15 protein-coding genes and 1 tRNA gene are annotated in these 21,080 nt (G+C 38.5%); 5 read left to right on the top strand and 11 right to left on the bottom strand.

What is annotated here, in order from left to right; genetic code table 11:
- Positions 1-143: 143 nt before the first annotated feature.
- Together typA and hemG are read right to left on the bottom strand one after the other, a co-directional pair.
- On the bottom strand, positions 144-1,970 hold the full coding sequence (gene typA, locus ACYIAL_RS01955; RefSeq protein WP_174796198.1) for a ribosome-dependent GTPase TypA: 1,827 nt from the start codon (positions 1,968-1,970) through the stop codon (positions 144-146).
- A gap of 165 nt (positions 1,971-2,135) precedes the next feature.
- Entirely contained in the window at positions 2,136-2,657 is a 522-nt protein-coding gene (hemG, locus tag ACYIAL_RS01950; RefSeq protein WP_483750838.1) for a menaquinone-dependent protoporphyrinogen IX dehydrogenase, read from the bottom strand.
- A 152-nt stretch (positions 2,658-2,809) separates the two neighbouring features.
- Between hemG and glmU the strand changes: the two genes are divergently transcribed.
- From glmU to ACYIAL_RS01925, 5 genes are all read left to right on the top strand, one after another.
- The gene (glmU, locus tag ACYIAL_RS01945; RefSeq protein WP_174796197.1) at positions 2,810-4,195 is read left to right on the top strand and encodes a bifunctional UDP-N-acetylglucosamine diphosphorylase/glucosamine-1-phosphate N-acetyltransferase GlmU; all 1,386 of its coding nucleotides are present in this window, start codon (positions 2,810-2,812) and stop codon (positions 4,193-4,195) included.
- A gap of 3 nt (positions 4,196-4,198) precedes the next feature.
- Positions 4,199-6,031 (top strand): glutamine--fructose-6-phosphate transaminase (isomerizing), encoded by a 1,833-nt coding sequence (glmS, locus tag ACYIAL_RS01940; RefSeq protein ID WP_483750824.1) that lies wholly within the window; start codon positions 4,199-4,201, stop codon positions 6,029-6,031.
- A gap of 395 nt (positions 6,032-6,426) precedes the next feature.
- Complete coding sequence (locus ACYIAL_RS01935; RefSeq protein WP_483750837.1) at positions 6,427-8,304, top strand: PTS mannitol transporter subunit IICBA; 1,878 nt, start codon at positions 6,427-6,429, stop codon at positions 8,302-8,304.
- A 74-nt stretch (positions 8,305-8,378) separates the two neighbouring features.
- On the top strand, positions 8,379-9,542 hold the full coding sequence (locus tag ACYIAL_RS01930; RefSeq protein WP_174796195.1) for a mannitol-1-phosphate 5-dehydrogenase: 1,164 nt from the start codon (positions 8,379-8,381) through the stop codon (positions 9,540-9,542).
- A 6-nt stretch (positions 9,543-9,548) separates the two neighbouring features.
- Complete coding sequence (locus tag ACYIAL_RS01925) at positions 9,549-10,100, top strand: MltR family transcriptional regulator (protein WP_483750823.1); 552 nt, start codon at positions 9,549-9,551, stop codon at positions 10,098-10,100.
- A gap of 1,062 nt (positions 10,101-11,162) precedes the next feature.
- Here ACYIAL_RS01925 and truB read toward each other — a convergent pair.
- From truB to trpCF, 9 genes are all read right to left on the bottom strand, one after another.
- A complete protein-coding gene (truB, locus tag ACYIAL_RS01920) occupies positions 11,163-12,065 on the bottom strand; it encodes a tRNA pseudouridine(55) synthase TruB (protein WP_483750822.1) in 903 nt (300 codons plus the stop codon).
- A gap of 67 nt (positions 12,066-12,132) precedes the next feature.
- Positions 12,133-12,510: a 30S ribosome-binding factor RbfA gene (rbfA, locus tag ACYIAL_RS01915; RefSeq protein WP_065586528.1), complete on the bottom strand. Its 378-nt coding sequence runs from the start codon at positions 12,508-12,510 to the stop codon at positions 12,133-12,135.
- Positions 12,511-12,575: 65 nt separating this feature from the next.
- Positions 12,576-15,212: a translation initiation factor IF-2 gene (gene infB / locus ACYIAL_RS01910; RefSeq protein WP_483750821.1), complete on the bottom strand. Its 2,637-nt coding sequence runs from the start codon at positions 15,210-15,212 to the stop codon at positions 12,576-12,578.
- 17 nt (positions 15,213-15,229) lie between these two features.
- A complete protein-coding gene (nusA, locus tag ACYIAL_RS01905) occupies positions 15,230-16,705 on the bottom strand; it encodes a transcription termination factor NusA (protein ID WP_174796191.1) in 1,476 nt (491 codons plus the stop codon).
- A 16-nt stretch (positions 16,706-16,721) separates the two neighbouring features.
- Positions 16,722-17,183 (bottom strand): ribosome maturation factor RimP, encoded by a 462-nt coding sequence (gene rimP / locus ACYIAL_RS01900; protein ID WP_174796190.1) that lies wholly within the window; start codon positions 17,181-17,183, stop codon positions 16,722-16,724.
- Between the two features lie 191 nt (positions 17,184-17,374).
- A tRNA-Met gene (locus ACYIAL_RS01895) sits at positions 17,375-17,451 on the bottom strand.
- A 207-nt stretch (positions 17,452-17,658) separates the two neighbouring features.
- Complete coding sequence (trpA, locus tag ACYIAL_RS01890; RefSeq protein WP_483748265.1) at positions 17,659-18,465, bottom strand: tryptophan synthase subunit alpha; 807 nt, start codon at positions 18,463-18,465, stop codon at positions 17,659-17,661.
- Positions 18,462-19,655, bottom strand: coding sequence for a tryptophan synthase subunit beta (gene trpB / locus ACYIAL_RS01885; protein ID WP_085247493.1), 1,194 nt, complete (start codon positions 19,653-19,655; stop codon positions 18,462-18,464). Before trpB ends, trpA begins: the two co-directional genes overlap by 4 nt.
- Positions 19,656-19,682: 27 nt before the next feature.
- Positions 19,683-21,065: a bifunctional indole-3-glycerol-phosphate synthase TrpC/phosphoribosylanthranilate isomerase TrpF gene (gene trpCF, locus ACYIAL_RS01880; RefSeq protein ID WP_483750820.1), complete on the bottom strand. Its 1,383-nt coding sequence runs from the start codon at positions 21,063-21,065 to the stop codon at positions 19,683-19,685.
- Between the last annotated feature and the right edge of the window lie 15 nt (positions 21,066-21,080).

Below are 21,080 nucleotides of genomic sequence, written 5' to 3'. Positions count from 1 at the left end.
ATATCGTTTATTATCAAAATAGACGAAAATTAAAAAGCTTATTTTTTGCAAAAAAAATAAACCCCGAATTGTATCGAGGTTTGTTATTAAGTCGACCTCGCTAAGCAGCGAGGTTTTCGTATTACGGTAGCATTAATACTACACTAGTCTTTATTACCACTTCTATACGCACGTTTACGATCATTTTCAGTTAAATGACGTTTACGTAAACGGATCGATAATGGTGTAACCTCCACTAATTCGTCATCATCAATAAACTCTAATGCTTGTTCTAATGACATTTTGATTGGTGGTGAAAGTGTTGTTGCTTCATCGGTACCTGATGCTCGCATGTTGGTTAATTTTTTACCGGTTAGACAGTTAACCGTCAAATCGTTTGAGCGAGTATGAATACCAATAATTTGACCTTCATAAACTTCAGCACCATGACCTAAGAATAATTTACCACGGTCTTGTAAGCCATATAGCGCATAAGCCAATGCTTTACCGGTACCGTTTGAAATCATTACGCCATTATTACGTTGACCAATTTCGCCTGGACGAACATCATCGTAATGACTAAAGGTCGAATAAAGCAAACCGGTACCTGAGGTCATGGTCATAAATTCAGTTCTAAAACCAATAAGCCCACGGCTTGGAATGACATAATCTAAACGTACGCGACCTTTACCATCTGGTAGCATATTTGTTAGGTCACCTTTACGTAAACCAAGTGCTTCCATCACTGAACCTTGATGTTGTTCTTCAATATCAAGCGTAACTTGTTCGAATGGTTCTTGTTTTTTACCATCAATTTCTCTAAAGATAACTTTAGGACGAGAAACCCCTAGCTCATAACCTTCGCGGCGCATATTTTCGATGAGTACTGACAAATGCAATTCACCACGACCAGAGACTCTAAAGGCATCGGGATCTGGCGTTTCTTCGACACGAAGAGCAACATTATGGACAAGCTCTTTATTTAAACGCTCAAGAATTTGACGAGAAGTGACATATTTACCCTCTTTACCAGCAAATGGTGAGCTATTGACATTAAAGAACATAGTTACAGTTGGTTCATCAACAGTTAACGCAGGTAATGCTTCAACGCAGCTATTATCACAAATTGTATCGGAGATACCGAGTTCACCAAGACCCGTTAATGCAATAATATCGCCAGCTTCGGCAACTTCAGCTTCATAACGTTGTAGTCCTAAATGGCCAAGAACTTGCCCTACTTTGCCGGTCCGTTTATTACCTTCACTATCAACGATAGTTACTTGTTGATTTGGTTTAACGCGACCACGTTTAATACGACCAATACCAATAACACCAACATAATTATTATAATCAAGTTGAGAAATTTGCATTTGGAATGGTCCGTCTAAATCTACTTTTGGAGGCTCAACATATTTAACAATCGCTTCAAATAATGGCGTCATATCTTCAGCCATATTTTCATGATCTAAACCTGCGATCCCCATTAATGCTGAAGCATAAACGATAGGGAAATCTAACTGTTCATCAGTAGCCCCTAAATTAACAAACAGATCGAACACTTGATCAACAACCCAATCAGGACGTGCACCGGGACGATCAACTTTATTGATAACTACAATCGGTTTTAAACCATAAGCAAATGCTTTTTGCGTTACAAAACGCGTTTGTGGCATTGGTCCATCCATTGCATCAACAAGCAATAGTACAGAATCAACCATCGACATAACACGTTCAACTTCACCACCAAAATCAGCATGTCCTGGGGTGTCAACGATATTAATTCGGTAACCATTCCAATCAATAGCGGTATTTTTAGCTAAAATGGTAATACCACGTTCTTTTTCAAGCGCATTAGAGTCCATGATACGTTCGTTATCGTCACCACGTAGATTATCTAACGTACCTGACTGTTTTAATAACTTGTCAACCAAAGTCGTTTTACCATGGTCAACGTGGGCAATAATGGCAATATTTCTTAAATTTTCAATCACAATTAAAATTCCAATTAGGAGACACATTCTATAGGCGCGGTATTGTACACCTTTTTAGCCGAAATGTTGATCTATATCACAAAGTTTATTTAAAAGAACTTGAAAAGTTGATAAGTTTAGAAAAATATCGATTTGTTTGTGAAAAAGTTTCAGGAAACTATGCATTTAAGTATAAAATTGATCGGCAAACTCATCTACCTTTGTCCAATCAGTATATTCAATCATTGGTTTTGTCACATCAGTATCACCCTTTCCTAACCACATAATCAAACGGATCATATTGCGATCAAACCAATTATATTGTGGATAATACAGCGCGCCAGCAAAAACTGCAGTAATGGTTGGCTTCCATGCTATTTTAGCTAAGAATTTTTTGGTGTATAAATTCGTTTCTGGCGTATTTTTATTGGGTTTTCTTGCCACCAAATTTACCCCAAAAAATCCAGACTTCATCTTATTTAATTGCTGATAATGCTTATCAATAAACACTTTCATCACTTTGCCATAAAACCCATAACGAATCGAACAACCCAATAAAGCTGCTTGGTATTGAGTTAGATCGATTTTAGTATCGGGTAGCAGTTCAATAATGTCGCACTCACATTTACCATAAAGACGCGATTTTATACGTTGCATAATCTTAAGTGTTTGTTTTTCGTGTGTGGTATAGAGTAATAAAACTTTCATCACGGAATTCATAACATGACCTCCTTTTTTGTTAAACCCATTGGTAAATATCAATATTACTTTTTTTATGATAAAAATTAAAAGATTGTGGATGATTTCATTAAAAACTTTGATTATAGTATTAGGCTAATTTAACCAGACTGGAACTGATTATGGCAATTTCACCTCCAAAACTGAGTGCTATTATTTTGGCGGCAGGAAAAGGCACACGGATGTATTCCAACCTACCTAAAGTTTTACATAAAATCGGCGAAAAACCGATGTTACAACATGTTATTGATACAGTTCAACAACTAAATACCAACCGCATTAATATTGTTTATGGACATGGCAAAGCACAGCTTGAAGATGTACTTAAAAATCAACATGTGCAGCTGATTTATCAAGCTGAACAACTCGGCACTGGCCATGCTGTTCAACAAGCTATCCCTTATATTCAAGATGATGAAGATATCTTAATTTTATATGGCGACACACCTCTTATATCGGTTCAAACGCTACAAACTTTAATTGCTAGCAAACCCAAACAAGGCATCGCATTATTGACGGTAATACTCGATAATCCAACTGGATATGGACGCATTGAACGCCACAACGGTAAAGTCGTTGCCATTGTGGAACAAAAAGATGCCACCCCTGAGCAACAAAAAATCAATGAAATTAACACCGGTATCATGCTCGTTACTGGCAAATTATTGAAAAATTGGTTATCTCGTTTAACCAACAATAATGCGCAACAAGAGTTTTACTTAACCGACATTATTGCTTTTGCGCACCAAGATGGTTATGACATATTAACCTCGCACCCAGTACAACCATTTGAAGTTGAAGGTGTCAATAATCGCCTGCAATTGGCAACATTAGAACGACGATATCAACATCAGCAAGCTCAACACTTATTACTCGCTGGTGTGACACTGCTTGATCCAAATCGCTTTGACTTACGTGGCACACTCTCGCACGGTAAAGATGTCACCATTGATTGTAACGTGGTTATTGAAGGCAATGTCACATTAGGTAATAACGTATTTATTGGTGCAGGTTGTATCTTAAAAAATTGCACGATTGATGATAACTCAAATATCAGTCCGTATAGCATTATTGAAGATTCAACTATCGCTAAACAGTGTACTATCGGCCCCTTTGCTCGCCTACGACCTGGCTCACAACTTGACGAACAAGCCCATGTCGGCAATTTTGTTGAATTAAAAAAAGCGCATCTGGGCAAAGCCACCAAAGCTGGGCACTTAAGCTACCTTGGCGACAGCGAAATCGGCAGTAATGTCAACATTGGTGCAGGCACTATCACTTGTAATTATGATGGCGCCAATAAATTTAGAACTATTATTGAAGATGATGTGTTTGTCGGTTCTGACACACAATTGATTGCACCGGTAAAAGTGGGTAAAGGTGCAACTATTGCAGCAGGCACAACCGTTACCAATAATGTAAATGATAACGAATTGGTTGTAAGTCGAGTTAAACAAAAACAACTTGCTGGTTGGAAACGACCTACAAAGTTAACTAACGAGGAATAAACTATGTGTGGAATCGTGGGAGCTATCGCCAAACGTGATGTTGCTGAAATATTATTAGAAGGTCTAAAACGATTAGAATATCGTGGTTATGACTCAGCAGGACTGGCAATTATTTCACCAGACGGCGAACTGCAACGCGTTCGCCGTGTTGGCAAAGTGCAAGCACTAAAAGATGCCATTGCAAAACATTCACTACAAGGAGCTACCGGAATTGCGCATACTCGATGGGCAACCCATGGTGAACCAGTTGAACATAACGCCCACCCACATGTATCTGGCTTTATTGCTGTCGTGCACAATGGAATTATTGAAAATTTTGAACCATTGCGTGAAAAGCTGATCGCCAAAGGCTACCAATTCCGTTCAGAAACCGATACCGAGGTTATTGCCCACTTAATTCATGACATTATATCAACCGAAGATTGTTCCTTATTTGACGCCGTGCAAAAAGCTATCCCGCAACTACGAGGCGCTTATGGCACAGTCATTATGGACACGCACAACCCAGATATACTAGTTGCAACGCGCTCCGGCAGTCCTTTAGTTATTGGTTGTGGCATAGGCGAGAACTTTATCGCATCAGATCAATTAGCGCTATTACCTGTCACCCGCCAATTTATCTATTTGGAAGAAGGTGATACCGCACTTATCACACACCGCACAGTGACAATCTTAGACAAGAATCATCATGAAGTAACAAGGCCATGTATAGAATCTGATGCAAAATATGATGCGGGTAGCAAAGCAGGCTATAGTCACTATATGCAAAAAGAGATCTACGAACAGCCTAATGCGATTAAAAATACCCTTGAAGGTCGTATGGCGCATGGTAAAGTGGATTTATCAGAACTGGGCGATAATGCAAAAAATATACTAAAGCAGGTTGAGCATGTGCAAATTGTTGCCTGTGGCACCGCTTATAATGCCGGTATGGTGGCGCGCTACTGGTTTGAAGCCTTAGCAGGTATACCATGCGATGTCGAAATTGCCTCAGAATTTCGTTACCGCAAACCCGCTCGTCGCAAAAACAGTCTATTTATTACTCTTTCACAATCAGGCGAAACCGCAGATACACTCGCTGCCTTGCGATTGGCGAAAGAAAACCATTACTTAAGTACCCTTGCCATCTGTAATGTAGCGGCATCCACACTCGTGCGTGAAGCCGATTTCGTTTTATTAACCAAAGCAGGGGTTGAAATTGGTGTTGCATCAACTAAAGCCTTTACCACACAATTAACGGTTTTATTGCTACTAGTTGCAAAATTAGGACGTTTAAATAATATGGCACAAAGCACCGAGCAAGCAATTGTCCACGCCTTACAAACCTTGCCAAACCGCATTGAACAAGTGCTTATGTCTGAACCACAAATTAAAAAATTAGCAGAGCAATTTGTTGATAAACATCATGCGTTATTCTTAGGGAGGGGCGATGAATATCCAATTGCTATGGAAGCTTCGTTAAAACTCAAAGAAATCTCTTACATCCACGCCGAAGCTTATGCTGCAGGTGAACTCAAACATGGCCCTCTTGCATTAATTGATGCGGATATGCCAGTGATTGTGATGGCACCAACCAACGAAATGCTAGAAAAACTAAAATCCAATATCGAAGAAGTGCGAGCGCGTGGCGGTCAACTGTATGTCTTTGCCGAGCAAGATGCGGGTTTTGTCAGTGATGACACCATGCACATCATCAATCTACCCCATATTGAAGAACTTACCGCACCAATCTACTACACCGTGCCCACCCAACTACTGGCGTATCATGTTGCTTTGCTCAAAGGCACTGATGTTGATCAGCCTCGTAATTTAGCAAAATCGGTTACCGTGGAGTAAAGCCCGCTAGATTAAATGTGGGGACTGACGGTATGGTTTTGAGATCGTAATCAAAACTAAAGTTCTCACATAACATCAACGGATACTAAAATTTTTACTGTAATAAGTTTTCCTGTGATTTTTTATCATTGCGCAAGGCTTTGTTAACGAGTTTGGCAAAGTTCACTTATTTTGTAAAAAGGTTTCAGGAAAACATACGTTTTAGTCTATTGGACTTAAAACTTTGCTTTTTATACCAAGTAAATGTGATCTTAATCACAAAAATAAAAAATCGAATGGTTTTAACAATGTGATATTCATCACACTTATCAATTTTTTTTGATGAATCGAATAACAAAATCCCTCTACAATAACTGCATAAAGATTATACCAATCAATAAGGAAAGATGAATATTATGACAACCTCAAACATCAAATTGAAAGTCCAAAATTTTGGGCGATTCTTAAGTAATATGGTAATGCCAAATATCGGTGCGTTTATTGCTTGGGGATTTATTACCGCTATTTTTATTCCAACAGGCTGGTATCCAAATGAAACGATTGCCAAACTAGTTGGACCTATGATTACCTACCTATTACCACTATTGATTGGTTATACTGGTGGTAAATTAGTTCACGGTGAACGAGGTGCAGTGGTTGGTGCAATCACAACAATGGGCGTCATTGTTGGTTCAGATATTCCCATGTTCTTAGGAGCAATGATAGTCGGCCCACTTGCTGGCTGGGTAATAAAGCAATTTGATAAAGCCGTAGACGGTAAAATCAAAAGCGGTTTTGAAATGTTAGTCAATAATTTCTCAGCGGGTATTATCGGTATGCTACTTGCGTTGCTTGCTTTTTTCGCAATTGGTCCTGCTGTCGTTATTGCATCTGGTAAATTAACTATTGCCGTTAATTTCTTAGTTGAGCATAATTTATTACCTTTAACGTCGATCATTATTGAACCCGCTAAGATCCTTTTCTTAAATAATGCCATTAACCACGGTATATTCTCACCATTAGGTATTCAACAAGCGGCTGAACATTCTCAATCTATTTTCTTTTTAATCGAAGCCAACCCTGGCCCTGGCTTAGGTTTACTACTCGCTTATATGTTTTTTGGTAAAGGATCAGCAAAAAGTTCAGCCAGTGGCGCAGCAATCATTCACTTCTTTGGCGGGATCCATGAAATTTACTTCCCCTATGTATTAATGAATCCACGTCTTATTATTGCGGTTATTTTAGGTGGAATGACAGGCGTATTTACTTTAACATTATTTGGAGCGGGGTTAAGCTCACCTGCATCACCAGGTTCAATCATTGCCGTTCTTGCCGTCACACCAAAATCATCTATGCTTGGCGTAATTTTTTCTGTCATTGCTGCAACTACGGTTACTTTTATCGTTTCTGCGATTTTATTAAAAACAACCAAAGAGACAGACAAAAGTCTTGAAGATGCAAAATCGAATGTTTCTGCAATGAAAAACGAATCAAAAGGTATTACAAATGGAATACTTGACTTAGCTAAAGTGAAAAAAATCATTGTGGCTTGTGATGCAGGAATGGGCTCTAGTGCTATGGGAGCAGGTGTGTTACGCAAAAAAGTACAAGATGCCAATCTCGATATTTTTGTCACTAATTTAGCAATCAATAACCTTCCTAATGATGTTGACATAGTTATCACGCATAAAGACTTAACCGATCAAGCCAAACAACACGCTCCAAACGCACATCACATATCATTAACCAACTTTTTAGACAGTCAATTATATAGCCAATTGGTTGCGGATCTTTTAAGTTCACAAGCGAGTAGTTTAGCAAGTGAAACGATACCTAGCAGCAACCAATCCACTGATAATGCACCCCTATTTAAATTATCAGAACAAAACATTTTTTTAGGGCTAAACGCTAAAAACAAAGAAGAAGCCATTCGTTTTGCCGGGCAAAAATTGGTCGATAATGGTTATGTTACCCCTGCCTACATTGAAGCAATGTTAGCGCGTGAAAAATTAACGTCCACTTATTTAGGAGAATCAATAGCTGTTCCACATGGTACTATTGAATCAAAAAACGACGTTATTAAAACCGGCATCGTATTTTGCCAATATCCAGCTGGTGTTCAATTTGGCGAAGAAGACAACGACAAAGCGAAAATTATAATAGGTATTGCTGCACGTAATAATGAACACCTTGATGTCATTGCAAAACTCACTAATGCTCTTGATGATCAAGCCATTATTACCAAACTGGTTAACACAACAAGTATTGAAGAGGTACTTGCTATTTTAAGTTAATATCACAACTATCGTTCCCACTTAACAAGTGGGAAACCATTACCACTTTTTAAATTTAATTAAGGATTATTATAATGCAAGCATTACATTTTGGCGCAGGTAACATTGGGCGAGGTTTTATTGGAAAATTACTATCAGATGCTGGCATACAGGTCACATTTGCCGATATCAATGAACAAATCATCACTGCAATCGCTAAGCGCCGTGAGTACCCCGTCAATGTTGTTGGCGAACAATCCACCACTGAAATAGTCAAAAATGTCGATGGAATTAACAGCACCTCTAATGAAGTGATCGATTATATTACCAAAGTTGATTTAATCACCACCGCCGTGGGTCCGCAAATTTTAGCGCGCATTGCTTCAAGTGTTGCGCAAGGGATTATAGCAAGACATCAACAAGGCAATACCAAGCCACTGAATATTATTGCTTGTGAAAATATGGTTCGTGGTACTAGCCAATTTAAACAAGAAATCTTCAAATCACTACCAAAAGAGCTTCATCAATGGACAAATGCCCATATCGGTTTTGTCGATTCTGCGGTGGATCGCATTGTACCACCTGCAACATCAAAAACAGGCGATATTTTAGAAGTCACTGTAGAGACTTTTTCTGAATGGATTGTTGATGAAACGCAGTTTGTGGGGACGATTCCAACCATTACAGGTATGCAGCCTGTTGACAATTTAATGGCTTTTGTTGAGCGAAAACTATTTACCTTAAATACAGGTCATGCGATTACGGCTTATTTAGGTTTCTATCATGGTATTGGCACCATTCGCGATGCAATTTTAAACGAAAAAATTCGGTTAATTGTTCGTGGAGCAATGGAAGAAAGCGGCTTAGTACTTATCAAACGTTACAATTTTGATGAACAAAAACACATGGCTTATATCGAAAAAATCTTAAACCGCTTTGAAAACCCGTATTTACATGATGATACTTCACGTGTTGGTCGGCAACCAATGCGTAAATTAGGCGCTGGCGATCGTTTAATTAAGCCATTGCTCGGTACTTTTGAGTATCAAGTTAAAAATACTAACTTACTAATCGGTATCGCAGCCGCTCTCAACTATCGTAATAGTGATGATGAGCAAGCAGTTGAACTGGCAAAACTCATTACTGAAAAAGGAGTTAAACACGCTTTTTGTCAAATCGCTGGGATTGATGTTAACAATTCTATTGTTAAGCAAATTGAAGAAATTTATACTACAATGCAAAATCGTCAATTTACATAACACCTAATGCCAGAATCGATATTACAAGAAGATGCGATATTAGAAAAACTCAACCAGCAAGCTGATATTCACAGCTTGCTAACTGTTGCCATAAAATTAATCAATGATAATGTCAACAAATTAATTCTTAAAGTCTTTCGAAAAGAACCTCATGCCATTAAATTTGTCATCCCTTCATTAGTTGGTAAAAATGGACCACTCAATGATACTTCTGTTTGCTTAAAACTGCTTTATGTGTTGGGAATTATTTCTCGTGAAGATTACGAAGATATAGAACTGCTGATTGCTATTTTGGACGAGCTAGAACAAGACGACAGGCAATATACTTATTTAGATGATGAAATTTTGGGACCTATTAGTTTATTACATGATATGGTGTTACCACCAAGCTGGGAATCGCAACACGAAAAAGCCAAACAATCTGGCATCGTCGATACGTTAAAATCTTCCATGTACCAAAACCGCTATCAACAAATGATTCGCTCAGCGTTAATTATTGCTATTACCGAACTGACGTTACGCATCATAAATAAAGAACATATCAACTACTTTCCATAATGGCCAATTCGTTTGCTAAATGTTCATTTATTTCAACTCAAAATAAATGAAACTAAAAATAGCTATTCCTTCATCCGATATACAAAACACATATAGTTTTTTGTTACTGATCTTTGGTTAAGACCTTTTTATTTTTTTGCTTTTCAAGCGCTTCTTTCGCCTTAGATTCGGCCCTTATACTATTTATTATCAGGATGCTTCATTTTTTCTTTATGCATCAGTCAATTGTAACTCTCTTTGCCTTAATTATTCATTCTATGATATTTTCCGTAACACACTTTTTACCTTTGATTATTTCTTGTTAAAAATATTCAGGATTCTATACCGTTATTATAAATAAATTGGGTAAAATTATGTATATATCCAATTGTGAGTATAAAACTGACATAGAAAATCATGTTGCCTATTTTAATGTTTTATATTCAATAAGTATCAGGCTATTTAATACCTTGTGAAGTCTGCCGGTGTGATAAATGGTTAGCCATTGTTCGGTTATCCTCCTTACTTACGCTAGATTGTTAAACAGAGATAAATCTAACATTTCTGTTCGATCGCAATTTAAAGCAAATGCGGTACACTTAATGAATTCACTACGTTGGTCTGTTGGCAGCCTGGTTTTGTGAATTTTGATTGATACGATGATTATTACACCTTTTAACAAATAAAATACTGTAAACCCTCAATTAATTACCAAACGGCATAGAATCCTGAATATTTTTTACAAAAAATATTAATCTAAAAAGGCGTCAGTTTTGTTTTTTATGTATATTTACTACTGTAGTTTTTCAAATTATTTTAAACAAGGCGAGTAATTCCAATAAATTAAATATTCGAGGATTCAAAGATAAAAAGTAAAAGATTAAGCAGTTTGTTCACTTTTATAATTAGGTTAAACCGCATGACATAATTATATTGAAAATACCTTATGCGTTTTTAGAAAATCATTTTAATCTTGAATTATAAACAACTCGGTATTTTTCTGTCGCTAAATTTAATTTATCGTTAGCTTTTTAATTACTGTTGAAAATTAAATTTAGCATTTAAATAAAAATAACCAATTCATTACAAGGTTGATATTAATCGCTTTGGCGATAATTTGTTACTTTGCATCACGCCGGCGCCAATAAATTGCTTGCCTTGATAAATTCGCACCAAGGTTTCAACTTGTGTAGCGCTTTCAAATTCAACGGTTCGCCCTAACAATATATCTTTACCTTGTGCATCAGTCAGCGTGATTTTTGGACGATCTTGTAACGGACTATCAACAGGCATTAACAGTTCATCCTTTTCAGTCCTATTTTGTAATGCATCTAAACTGATCATTTTATCAATCGGATAATTAGATACTTGCAAACGCCTTAAATAAATAACATGTGCCCCACAACCCAGTAATTCGCCTAAATCATCAATAATAGTTCGAATATAGGTGCCTTTAGAGCAGTGTATTTCTAGCGTTAATTCGTTTTTTATAGCATCAAATTGGATAAATTGATTTTCGTAAACGGTAATAGGTCTAGCTTCACGTTCAATGACAATACCTTGGCGGGCATATTCGTAAAGTGGTTTACCTTGATATTTTAAAGCCGAAAACATGGTCGGTACTTGTAAAATATCACCTCGAAAATGCATTAAAGCTTGGTTAATTTGCGATTCGTTCACTTTAACAAGTTTGGTACAAATAATCTGGCCATCCGCATCTGAGGTATCTGTACGTTCACCAAGTTTGGCGATCACTCGATAACGTTTGTCTGAATCTAATAAATACTGTGAAAATTTGGTCGCTTCACCAAAACAGATAGGTAGCATACCTGTCGCTAATGGATCAAGTGCCCCTGTGTGCCCCGCTTTTTTAGCATTAAATAGCCATTTCACTTTTTGCAGAGCATCGTTGGATGTCATGCCTTGTGGTTTGTCTAGTAACAAAACGCCGTGAAGATCACGGCGAGTTCTTTTTATATTCATCATTTATTTTATACTGAAACGTATAGTTACCTGAAACTTTTTGACAAAATTCAGGACTATTTTTTTAATATTAATCTTTATGACGCTCGTTATCATGCTTGATAACATCCGCCACCAAACTCGACATTTGCATTCCTTTAACAAGCGACTCATCGTAAAAGAATTTGATCTCAGGAATGATCCGCAAACGCATCGCTTTGCCAATTAACGTGCGAATATAGCCTTTAGCGTCATTAAGTACCGCTAAACCTTGTTCAATCACTTGCGGATCATCATCATTTAAAAAAGTGACAAACACTTTAGCATAGGCAAGATCGCGCGAGATATCAACGCCCGAAACAGTGACCATGCCAAGACGAGGATCTTTGATTTCTCGTTGTAAGATAATTGCAATTTCTTTTTGTAATTCATGCCCAACTCGAGATGAACGATTAAATGCTTTTGCCATATCTATTTTCCTTAAAAAATGAATAAGCAAGGCTGAACCTTGCTTATAACATTAATACGTTGTCATTAGATCGTACGTTTGATTTCAATAGTTTCAAAGACTTCAATCGTATCGCCAACACGAACATCGTTGTAGTTGCGCACACCAATACCACATTCAGTTCCATTACGCACTTCGTTAACATCATCTTTAAAGCGACGTAATGATTCAAGTTCACCTTCATAGATAACCACGTTATCACGTAGAACACGAATTGGATTGTGACGTTTAACCACACCTTCGGTTACCATACAACCGGCAATTGCACCAAATTTAGGCGATTTAAATACATCACGCACTTCAGCAAGACCAATAATCTCTTGTTTGTACTCTGGTGCAAGCATACCGCTCATGGCTTGTTTAACTTCGTCAATCAGATCATAAATTACTGAATAGTAACGAAGATCTAAGTTTTCTGATTCAATTACTTTACGTGCAGAGGCATCGGCACGAACATTAAAGCCTAAAATAATCGCATTTGATGCAGCTGCCAGTGATGCGTCAGTTTCAGTGATACCACCCACGCCTGATCCAATAATTTTAACTTTAACTTCGTCTGTTGACAGTTTAAGTAATGAATCTGAGATCGCTTCAGCCGAACCTTGAACATCCGCTTTTAATACGATATTAAGCTCAGAAACATCGCCTTCTGTCATATTAGTAAACATGTTTTCAAGTTTCGCTTTTTGCTGGCGAGCAAGTTTCACATCACGGAATTTACCTTGTCGATAAAGAGCAACCTCACGCGCTTTCTTTTCATCACGCACAACAGTTGCTTCATCACCTGCCGATGGCACACCCGATAAACCAAGGATCTCAACTGGTATTGAAGGACCCGCTTCTGTCACTTCTTTGCCTAGTTCATTACGCATTGCCCGAATTCGTCCATATTCAAATCCACAAAGAACGATATCGCCTTTACGTAACGTACCTGATTGCACTAGCACTGTCGCAACCGAACCACGACCTTTATCAAGGAATGATTCAATTACTACACCACTTGCCATACCGGTTTCGTATGCGGTTAATTCAAGGACTTCTGCTTGTAATAAAATAGCTTCAAGTAGTTGATCAATACCGGTTCCTGCTTTTGCTGAAACATGAACAAACTGGGTATCACCACCCCAATCTTCTGACATTACACCATATTGCGCAAGTTCACCTTTTACGCGCTCAGGATCGGCTTCCGGTTTATCAATTTTGTTCACCGCAACCACAATTGCCACGTTTGCCGCTTTAGCATGCTGAATCGCTTCAATGGTTTGTGGCATCACGCCATCATCAGCGGCAACAACAAGTACCACAATGTCCGTTGCTTTAGCACCACGAGCACGCATTGAAGTAAATGCCGCATGCCCCGGAGTATCTAAAAATGTAATTTCACCATTTGCTGTTTTCACATGGTAAGCACCAATGTGCTGAGTAATACCACCCGCTTCACCTGATGCCACTTTCGCTTTACGAATATAATCAAGTAATGAAGTTTTACCATGGTCAACGTGCCCCATAATGGTGACAACTGGCGCGCGTGCAACTTTTTCTGCACCAGTATCACGGTCGCTCATGAGTGATTCTTCTAGCTCATTTTCACGGCGAAGCACCACTTTATGCCCCATTTCTTCAGCAACAAGTTGCGCCGTTTCTTGATCGATAACCTGATTAATAGTTGCCATTGCGCCCATTTTCATCATGGTTTTGATGACTTCAGAACCTTTTACGGCCATTTTATTAGCCAATTCGGCAACAGTAATAGTCTCTCCAATAACCACATCGCGGTTAACTGCTTGTACAGGTTTATTAAAGCCCTGCTGTAAGGTACTTTTACCTTTCTTTTTATGACCACCACGTGTCGCAGCCCGAGCTTCTTCTCGTTCTGCTTTGCCTTCCGATAGTTTGCTGCCTTTTTTCTGCTTAGTCTGTTTACCACTACGACCTCGCCCTCGAGCACTTTCAACTTCACGATCGGTATCGTCTTCTGCGGCTCTCGCATATTTCGAGGTTGTCACATGATAATCTTCATCTTCGGTATGATCACTATCATCAGCCTCATTATATTGTTCAGCGAGTTTACGCGCTTCCTCAGCCATACGTTTAGCATCTTCCTCTAATTTTCGGCGACTTTCTTCTTCAGCTTTACGTTTAATTTCGTTCGCTTCAGCTTCTAACCGTGCTTTTTCCTCTTGAGCTTTTTTCACTTTAGGATCTACTGAATGTTCTTGCGCTGCTTTCGCTTTTTCTTCTTGAGCACGTTTTTTGGCTTCTTGCGCCTCTTTCTTTTCTTGTTCTTCAGCTTCTTTGCGCGCTTTTAATTCGGCTTCTTCTTTCGCTTTTTGCTCTGCTTCAAGGCGTGCCTTTTCTTGTTCAGCGGCAATTTCAGCTGGATCACGTTTAACAAAAGTTCGTTTTTTACGAACTTCTACTTTAATTTCTTTGCTTTTGCCACCACCGCTTGACACATTCAAGGTTGAGTGCGTTTTACGTTGCAATGTTAGCTTTGTTGGTCCTTGCTGAGGTTTTAAGTGAGCAAGCAAAGCTTCTTTTTCCTTTTGTGTAACAGTATCAGATGCGGTTTTCTTCATACCTGCATCGGCAAACTGTTGCAAAAGTGTTTGCACTGGAGTGTTTATCTCTTGAGCCAGTGTTTCGATTGATACTTTGGTCATGTATTACTTTTCCTCAATTATTCATCTGCAAACCAACAAATATTACGTGCAGCCATAATAAAATCGCCAGCTTGTTCGCTTGTTAAGCCTTCAATATCGTTTAGATCCTCGGTACCTTGTTCAGCTAAATCTTCCAAAGTAATGATGTCATGTTGCACAAATTGATAGGCTAACTCTTGTGTCATACCTGGCAGATTAAGTAAATCTTGAGCAGGTTGTTTATCGCCACTATTTGCTAGTGCCATTGTAGTTAATGCATCTTTTGCTCGACTTCTTAAAGCTTGAACTAAATCTTCATCCAGTTCTTCAATTTCAAGTAATTCGTCAACTGGCACATAGGCAAGTTCCTCAAGTGAGGTAAAGCCTTCTTCAACTAACAACTGTGCAAGTCCTTCATCAATATCAAGATGTTTAATTAGATTATTGATTGCCGCAAAAGATTCTGCATGGTGTTTTTCTTGCAAATCTTCGGTACTCATCACATTTAATGTCCAACCAGTAAGTTGTGATGCTAAACGAATATTTTGACCATTACGACCTATTGCCTGTGGCAATGTGTCAGCATTGACTGCCACATCCATGGTATGTTTATCTTCATCAACAACGATGGAAACAACATCGGCTGGCGCCATGGCATTAATCACATATTGAGCAGGATTATCATCCCATAAAACAATATCAATACGCTCACCACCAAATTCATTAGATACAGCTTGTACACGTGCACCTCGCATGCCAACACATGCACCAACAGGATCAATACGACGATCATTACTGCTAACTGCAATTTTAGCGCGCGAACCAGGATCACGAGCCACACCTTTGATGTCGATCATCTCTTCGCCAATTTCGGGAACTTCAATGCGAAATAGTTCTTCCATCATTTCAGGATTTGAACGGCTAATACAAAGTTGTGCAGGTTTATTGTTTTGTTCAACTAAATATAAAATACCACGAACGCGATCGCCAATTCGGAAGTTTTCGCGCGGTAACATATCATGACGAGACATCATGGCATCAGCATTGTTACCTAAGTCAAGAATCACGCTGTCACGATTGGTTTTTTTGACAATACCTGTCACAATATCACCAATACGATTTCTAAACATGTCAATCACCATGGCACGTTCAGCTTCGCGCACTTTTTGCACAATTACTTGTTTGGCTGTTTGCGTAGTAATACGGTCAAAAGCAACAGATTCAATTTGTTCTTCAATATAATCGCCAAGTTGTACTGATGAGTCTTCATATTGTGCTGCATCTAACGTTATTTCTTTCGTTGGTTGGGTCACTTCATTAACTACTTGCCAACGGCGGAAAGTGTCATAATCGCCTGTTTTATGGTCGATTTTTACTATAACATCAATATCAACAGCATGCTTCTTTTTAGTGGCCGTTGCTAATGCGGTTTCTAGTGCTTCGAAAATTTTGTCGCGCGTAAGCGCTTTTTCGTTTGATACCGCTTCAACAACAGCTAAAATTTCTTTATTCATCCTTTACACCCGTACTCTATTTAAGGTTAAAATTAGGTACTATGTTCGCTTTTTGGATATTACTAAAAGCAAACACTTCATCACTATCATCCACAGTTAATGTAATCATCTCACTATCGATAGACTTAATTCGCCCTTTCCACTTGCGTCGGTTAGCAACAGGAATACGTAAACTAATTGCGACTTCTTCACCAATAAAACGTTGATAGTGTTCAAGCGTAAACAAAGGCCTATCCATGCCAGGCGATGAAACTTCAAGATTGTATGCATCTTTGATAGGGTCTTCAACATCAAGCACCGAGCTAATTTGTCGACTAACATCAGCACAATCATCAACAGTTATACCATTTTCACTATCAATATAAACTCGTAACACAGGATAACGGCCACGAATGTATTCAACGCCAACTAACTCAAAACCAAGTGCATTCACTGGCTCTTGAATGATATCGGTCAATTGCTGTTCTATATTAGCCAAACAAACCTCCACTGCAGAAAATAAAAAAGGGCATATAGCCCAACATTTCTTTTAAACTTACGCTTAAATAATAACACGAAAAAAAACCTCGACATGCGAGGCTTACATTCAAAAACTAACTATAATGAAGCCACTTCATTCGAACTTTCAAACAATAACAGGATAAATTGATTTATGAATGAAAATTTAAGTGGTTGCGGGGGCTGGATTTGAACCAACGACCTTCGGGTTATGAGCCCGACGAGCTACCAAGCTGCTCCACCCCGCGATAGATGGATGAGAATTATACGGCATTTTCAATAAAATGCAACTGCAAATCACGCTTGTTTTATCATTAAGCTTAAAGTTATAAAAAAATATCACGCGTTGATTTTAATGTACACACCAAATAAATTAAGCATAATTGATTAACTAATATTGGCACAATAATTCGTTTTTCAAGTCGATTATTGCGCCTATTACATTGTGCTATAAATTACTTGCCAGTTGCCTTTTTCATTGTTTGGACAAAATTTGCCAATTCACTAAGCATTTGCTGTGGATTAACAAGATTTTTCTCAATAATTTTAACCGTTGCTGATCCACTAATTGCCCCAGCCGCACCTGATTTAATCGCTTCGCTAACTTGAGTTGGCTCGGAAATACCAAATCCTTGTAAAGCCGGAGGCGCACCAAACTCAATTAATTTTTTTAACAAATGAGTAAGTGGTTTATTCGCGCGATTTTCAGCACCAGTAACACCTGCACGTGAGACCAAATAGGTATAACCTTTACCATGCTTAGCAATATTCTTAATGACTTCATCATCAGCATTAGGTGGACAAATAAAAATTGGCGCTATATTGTATTTTTCTGCTGCCCCTGTAAATTCTTTTGCATATTCAACAGGTAAATCGGCAATCAACACCGAATCAACTCCCGCTTTGGCGCACTTGGCATAAAAATTGTCGATACCTTTTTTGAAAACTAAATTAGCATAAATAAGTAACCCTATTGGGATATTAGCATATTGCGCTCTCACATTAGTTAGAATCTCAAAACACTTTTCAACGGTTATTCCACCTTTGAATGCACGAATATTAGCATTTTGAATGGTTGGACCATCGGCCATCGGGTCTGAAAATGGAATACCTAATTCTAACGCATCGGCGCCAGACTCAATCAAAGTTTGGATGATTTTAAACGACTGTTCTGGCGTTGGATCGCCAACCGGTACAAAAGGAACAAAAGCGCCACGTTTTTCGGCTGTTAATGTGGCAAACAGTTTTTGATAACGGTTCATTCAACTTCTCCTTTTGCTTTTAAAATATCATAAACGGTGAAGATATCTTTATCGCCACGGCCTGATAGATTAACGATTAATAGCTGTTCTTTAGTGGGGTTTTCTTTAATCATTTTCATAGCATAGGCGAGTGCATGTGATGATTCTAGCGCCGGGATAATGCCCTCATGTCGCGATAAGGCCTTAAAGGCATCAAGCGCTTCATCATCGGTAATGGACACATAATCAGCGCGACCAATACTATCTAAATACGCATGCTGTGGTCCAACCGATGGGAAGTCAAGTCCTGCTGATATCGAATATGATTCTTCAATTTGCCCTTCATCTGTTTGCATCATTGGCGATTTCATACCAAAATAAATTCCCAATTTACCATGTTTAAGCGAAGCTCCATGTTCACCAGATTCGATACCATGACCACCGGGCTCAACACCTATTAATCTGACCGATTTATCATCAATGAAATTAGCAAACATACCAATAGCATTTGAGCCACCGCCAACACAAGCAATCACCGCATCTGGCAAACGCCCTTCTTTTTCAAGAATTTGTTGTTTTGCTTCACGGCTGATCATTTGCTGAAATTCACGCACAATGGTTGGAAAAGGATGCGGACCCGCTGCCGTACCAAGCATATAATGAGCTTTTTCATAACTTCCAGACCAATCGCGCAATGCTTCGTTACAGGCATCTTTTAAGGTTGCAGATCCTGTTTCAACGGGGATCACCGTTGCCCCCATGAGTCGCATTCTAAACACATTCGGTGCTTGGCGTTTAACATCTTTCGCACCCATATAAATTCGGCATTTTAAACCCAGTAATGCACAAGCTAAAGCTGATGCAACTCCATGTTGCCCCGCCCCCGTTTCAGCAATAATTTCGGTTTTGCCCATTCTTTTAGCAAGCAACGCTTGTCCTAAAACTTGGTTCGTTTTGTGCGCACCGCCATGTACCAAATCTTCCCGTTTTAAATAAAGCTTGGTTTTCGTGCCAGCGGTTAGATTTTTGCATAAAGTTAATGCAGTTGGTCTGCCTGCATAGTTCACTAATAAATCATTAAACTCTTTTTGAAAGTTAGGATCATTGATTGCCGAAATAAAGGCGTCCTCAAGTTGCTCAAGTACAGGCATTAATATTTGGGGAACATATTGCCCACCAAATTCGCCAAAGTAAGGATTTAATTTAGACATAACCATTCCTTTTTTTAAAATTAAAAATTAAATTTGTTCAAATGCAGCTTGGATTTTCTGTTTATCTTTAATACCTGGTGACACTTCAACCCCTGAATTAAGATCAACTCCTATCACACCCGTCGCTAAAGCTGCCTTTATATTCTGTGGATTAATACCACCAGCTAAAATGACATTATTTAAATTGTGATCAGCAAGCATTGTCCAATCAAAACATTCGCCCGTGCCACCAGCCCCATTGTCGAATAGATAGCGTGAAACTAATGGATTGTCATGTTTAGGGATGGTGCTTCCAATACTTAGTGCTTTCCAAATTTGGCAAGTTTTAGGTAATCCTTGTCGCAATGTCTCGATGTAGTTTTCATCTTCATCACCATGCAGTTGGACAGCATATAAGGATAACTGTTTTGCTATTTGGCATACGGTTTCAATCTCTTCATTTCGAAAAACACCAACCCAATTCAGTGGTGCCGAGGCAATAACTGTTCGTGCCTTAATTGGCTGTATATAACGCGCTGAATTTGGCACAAAAATCAAACCACCATAGACAGCACCCGCTTGATAAGCATTTACAGCATCTTCAGTACGTGTTAAGCCACAGACTTTATTTTCCCCTAACATCACTTTGCGAATCGCCAACGTCAAATTGGGTTCTGACATTAACGCACTGCCAATTAAAAATCCGTTAGCGTAATGACTGAGATCTTTAACCTGACTATGGGTATAAATACCCGACTCACTAATAATAATGCGATCGCTAGGAATTGACTTAGATAAAACTTTTACCCGATTTAGATCAACCGTCAGATCCCTTAAATTACGATTATTAATACCGATTACTTTTGCTCCGAGTTGGATAGCTCGTTCAACCTCGTTTTCGGTGCTAGCTTCAGTCAGTATGCCCATATTAAGTTGATGAGCAATTTTACTTAAATGACAATATTCATCATCGTTCAATACAGATAACATTAATAGTATCGCATCGGCTTGATAATAGCGCGCTAAATAGATCTGATATTCATCGATAATAAAATCCTTACAAAGCACTGGTTGTGTCACTTCATTGCGAACTATTGGTAAAAATTGAAAGCTACCTTGGAAATATTTTTCGTCAGTCAGCACCGAAATTGCCGAAGCATAATCTTTATAAACGCTAGCAATACGCGCTGGATCAAAATCATCTCGAATCAATCCCTTTGATGGTGATGCTTTTTTACACTCTAAAATAAATACTTTTTGGGGTTGAGTTAGTGCTTGATAAAAATTGCGATCACTGGGTATTACTGCTGATTTGAACATTGCAAGTGGCTTTGCTGTCTGCTGCTCAGTTAACCAAATTTGTTTATCTTCAATGATCTTTTTTAATACTGTTGCCATTTCAACATTTTTTGCTAAGGCTGCAATTGCCATGTTGTTCTCCATTTG

The organism is Gilliamella sp. X-57 (genome assembly GCF_057063565.1).
This window is presented reverse-complemented; position numbering and strand designations above follow the sequence as displayed.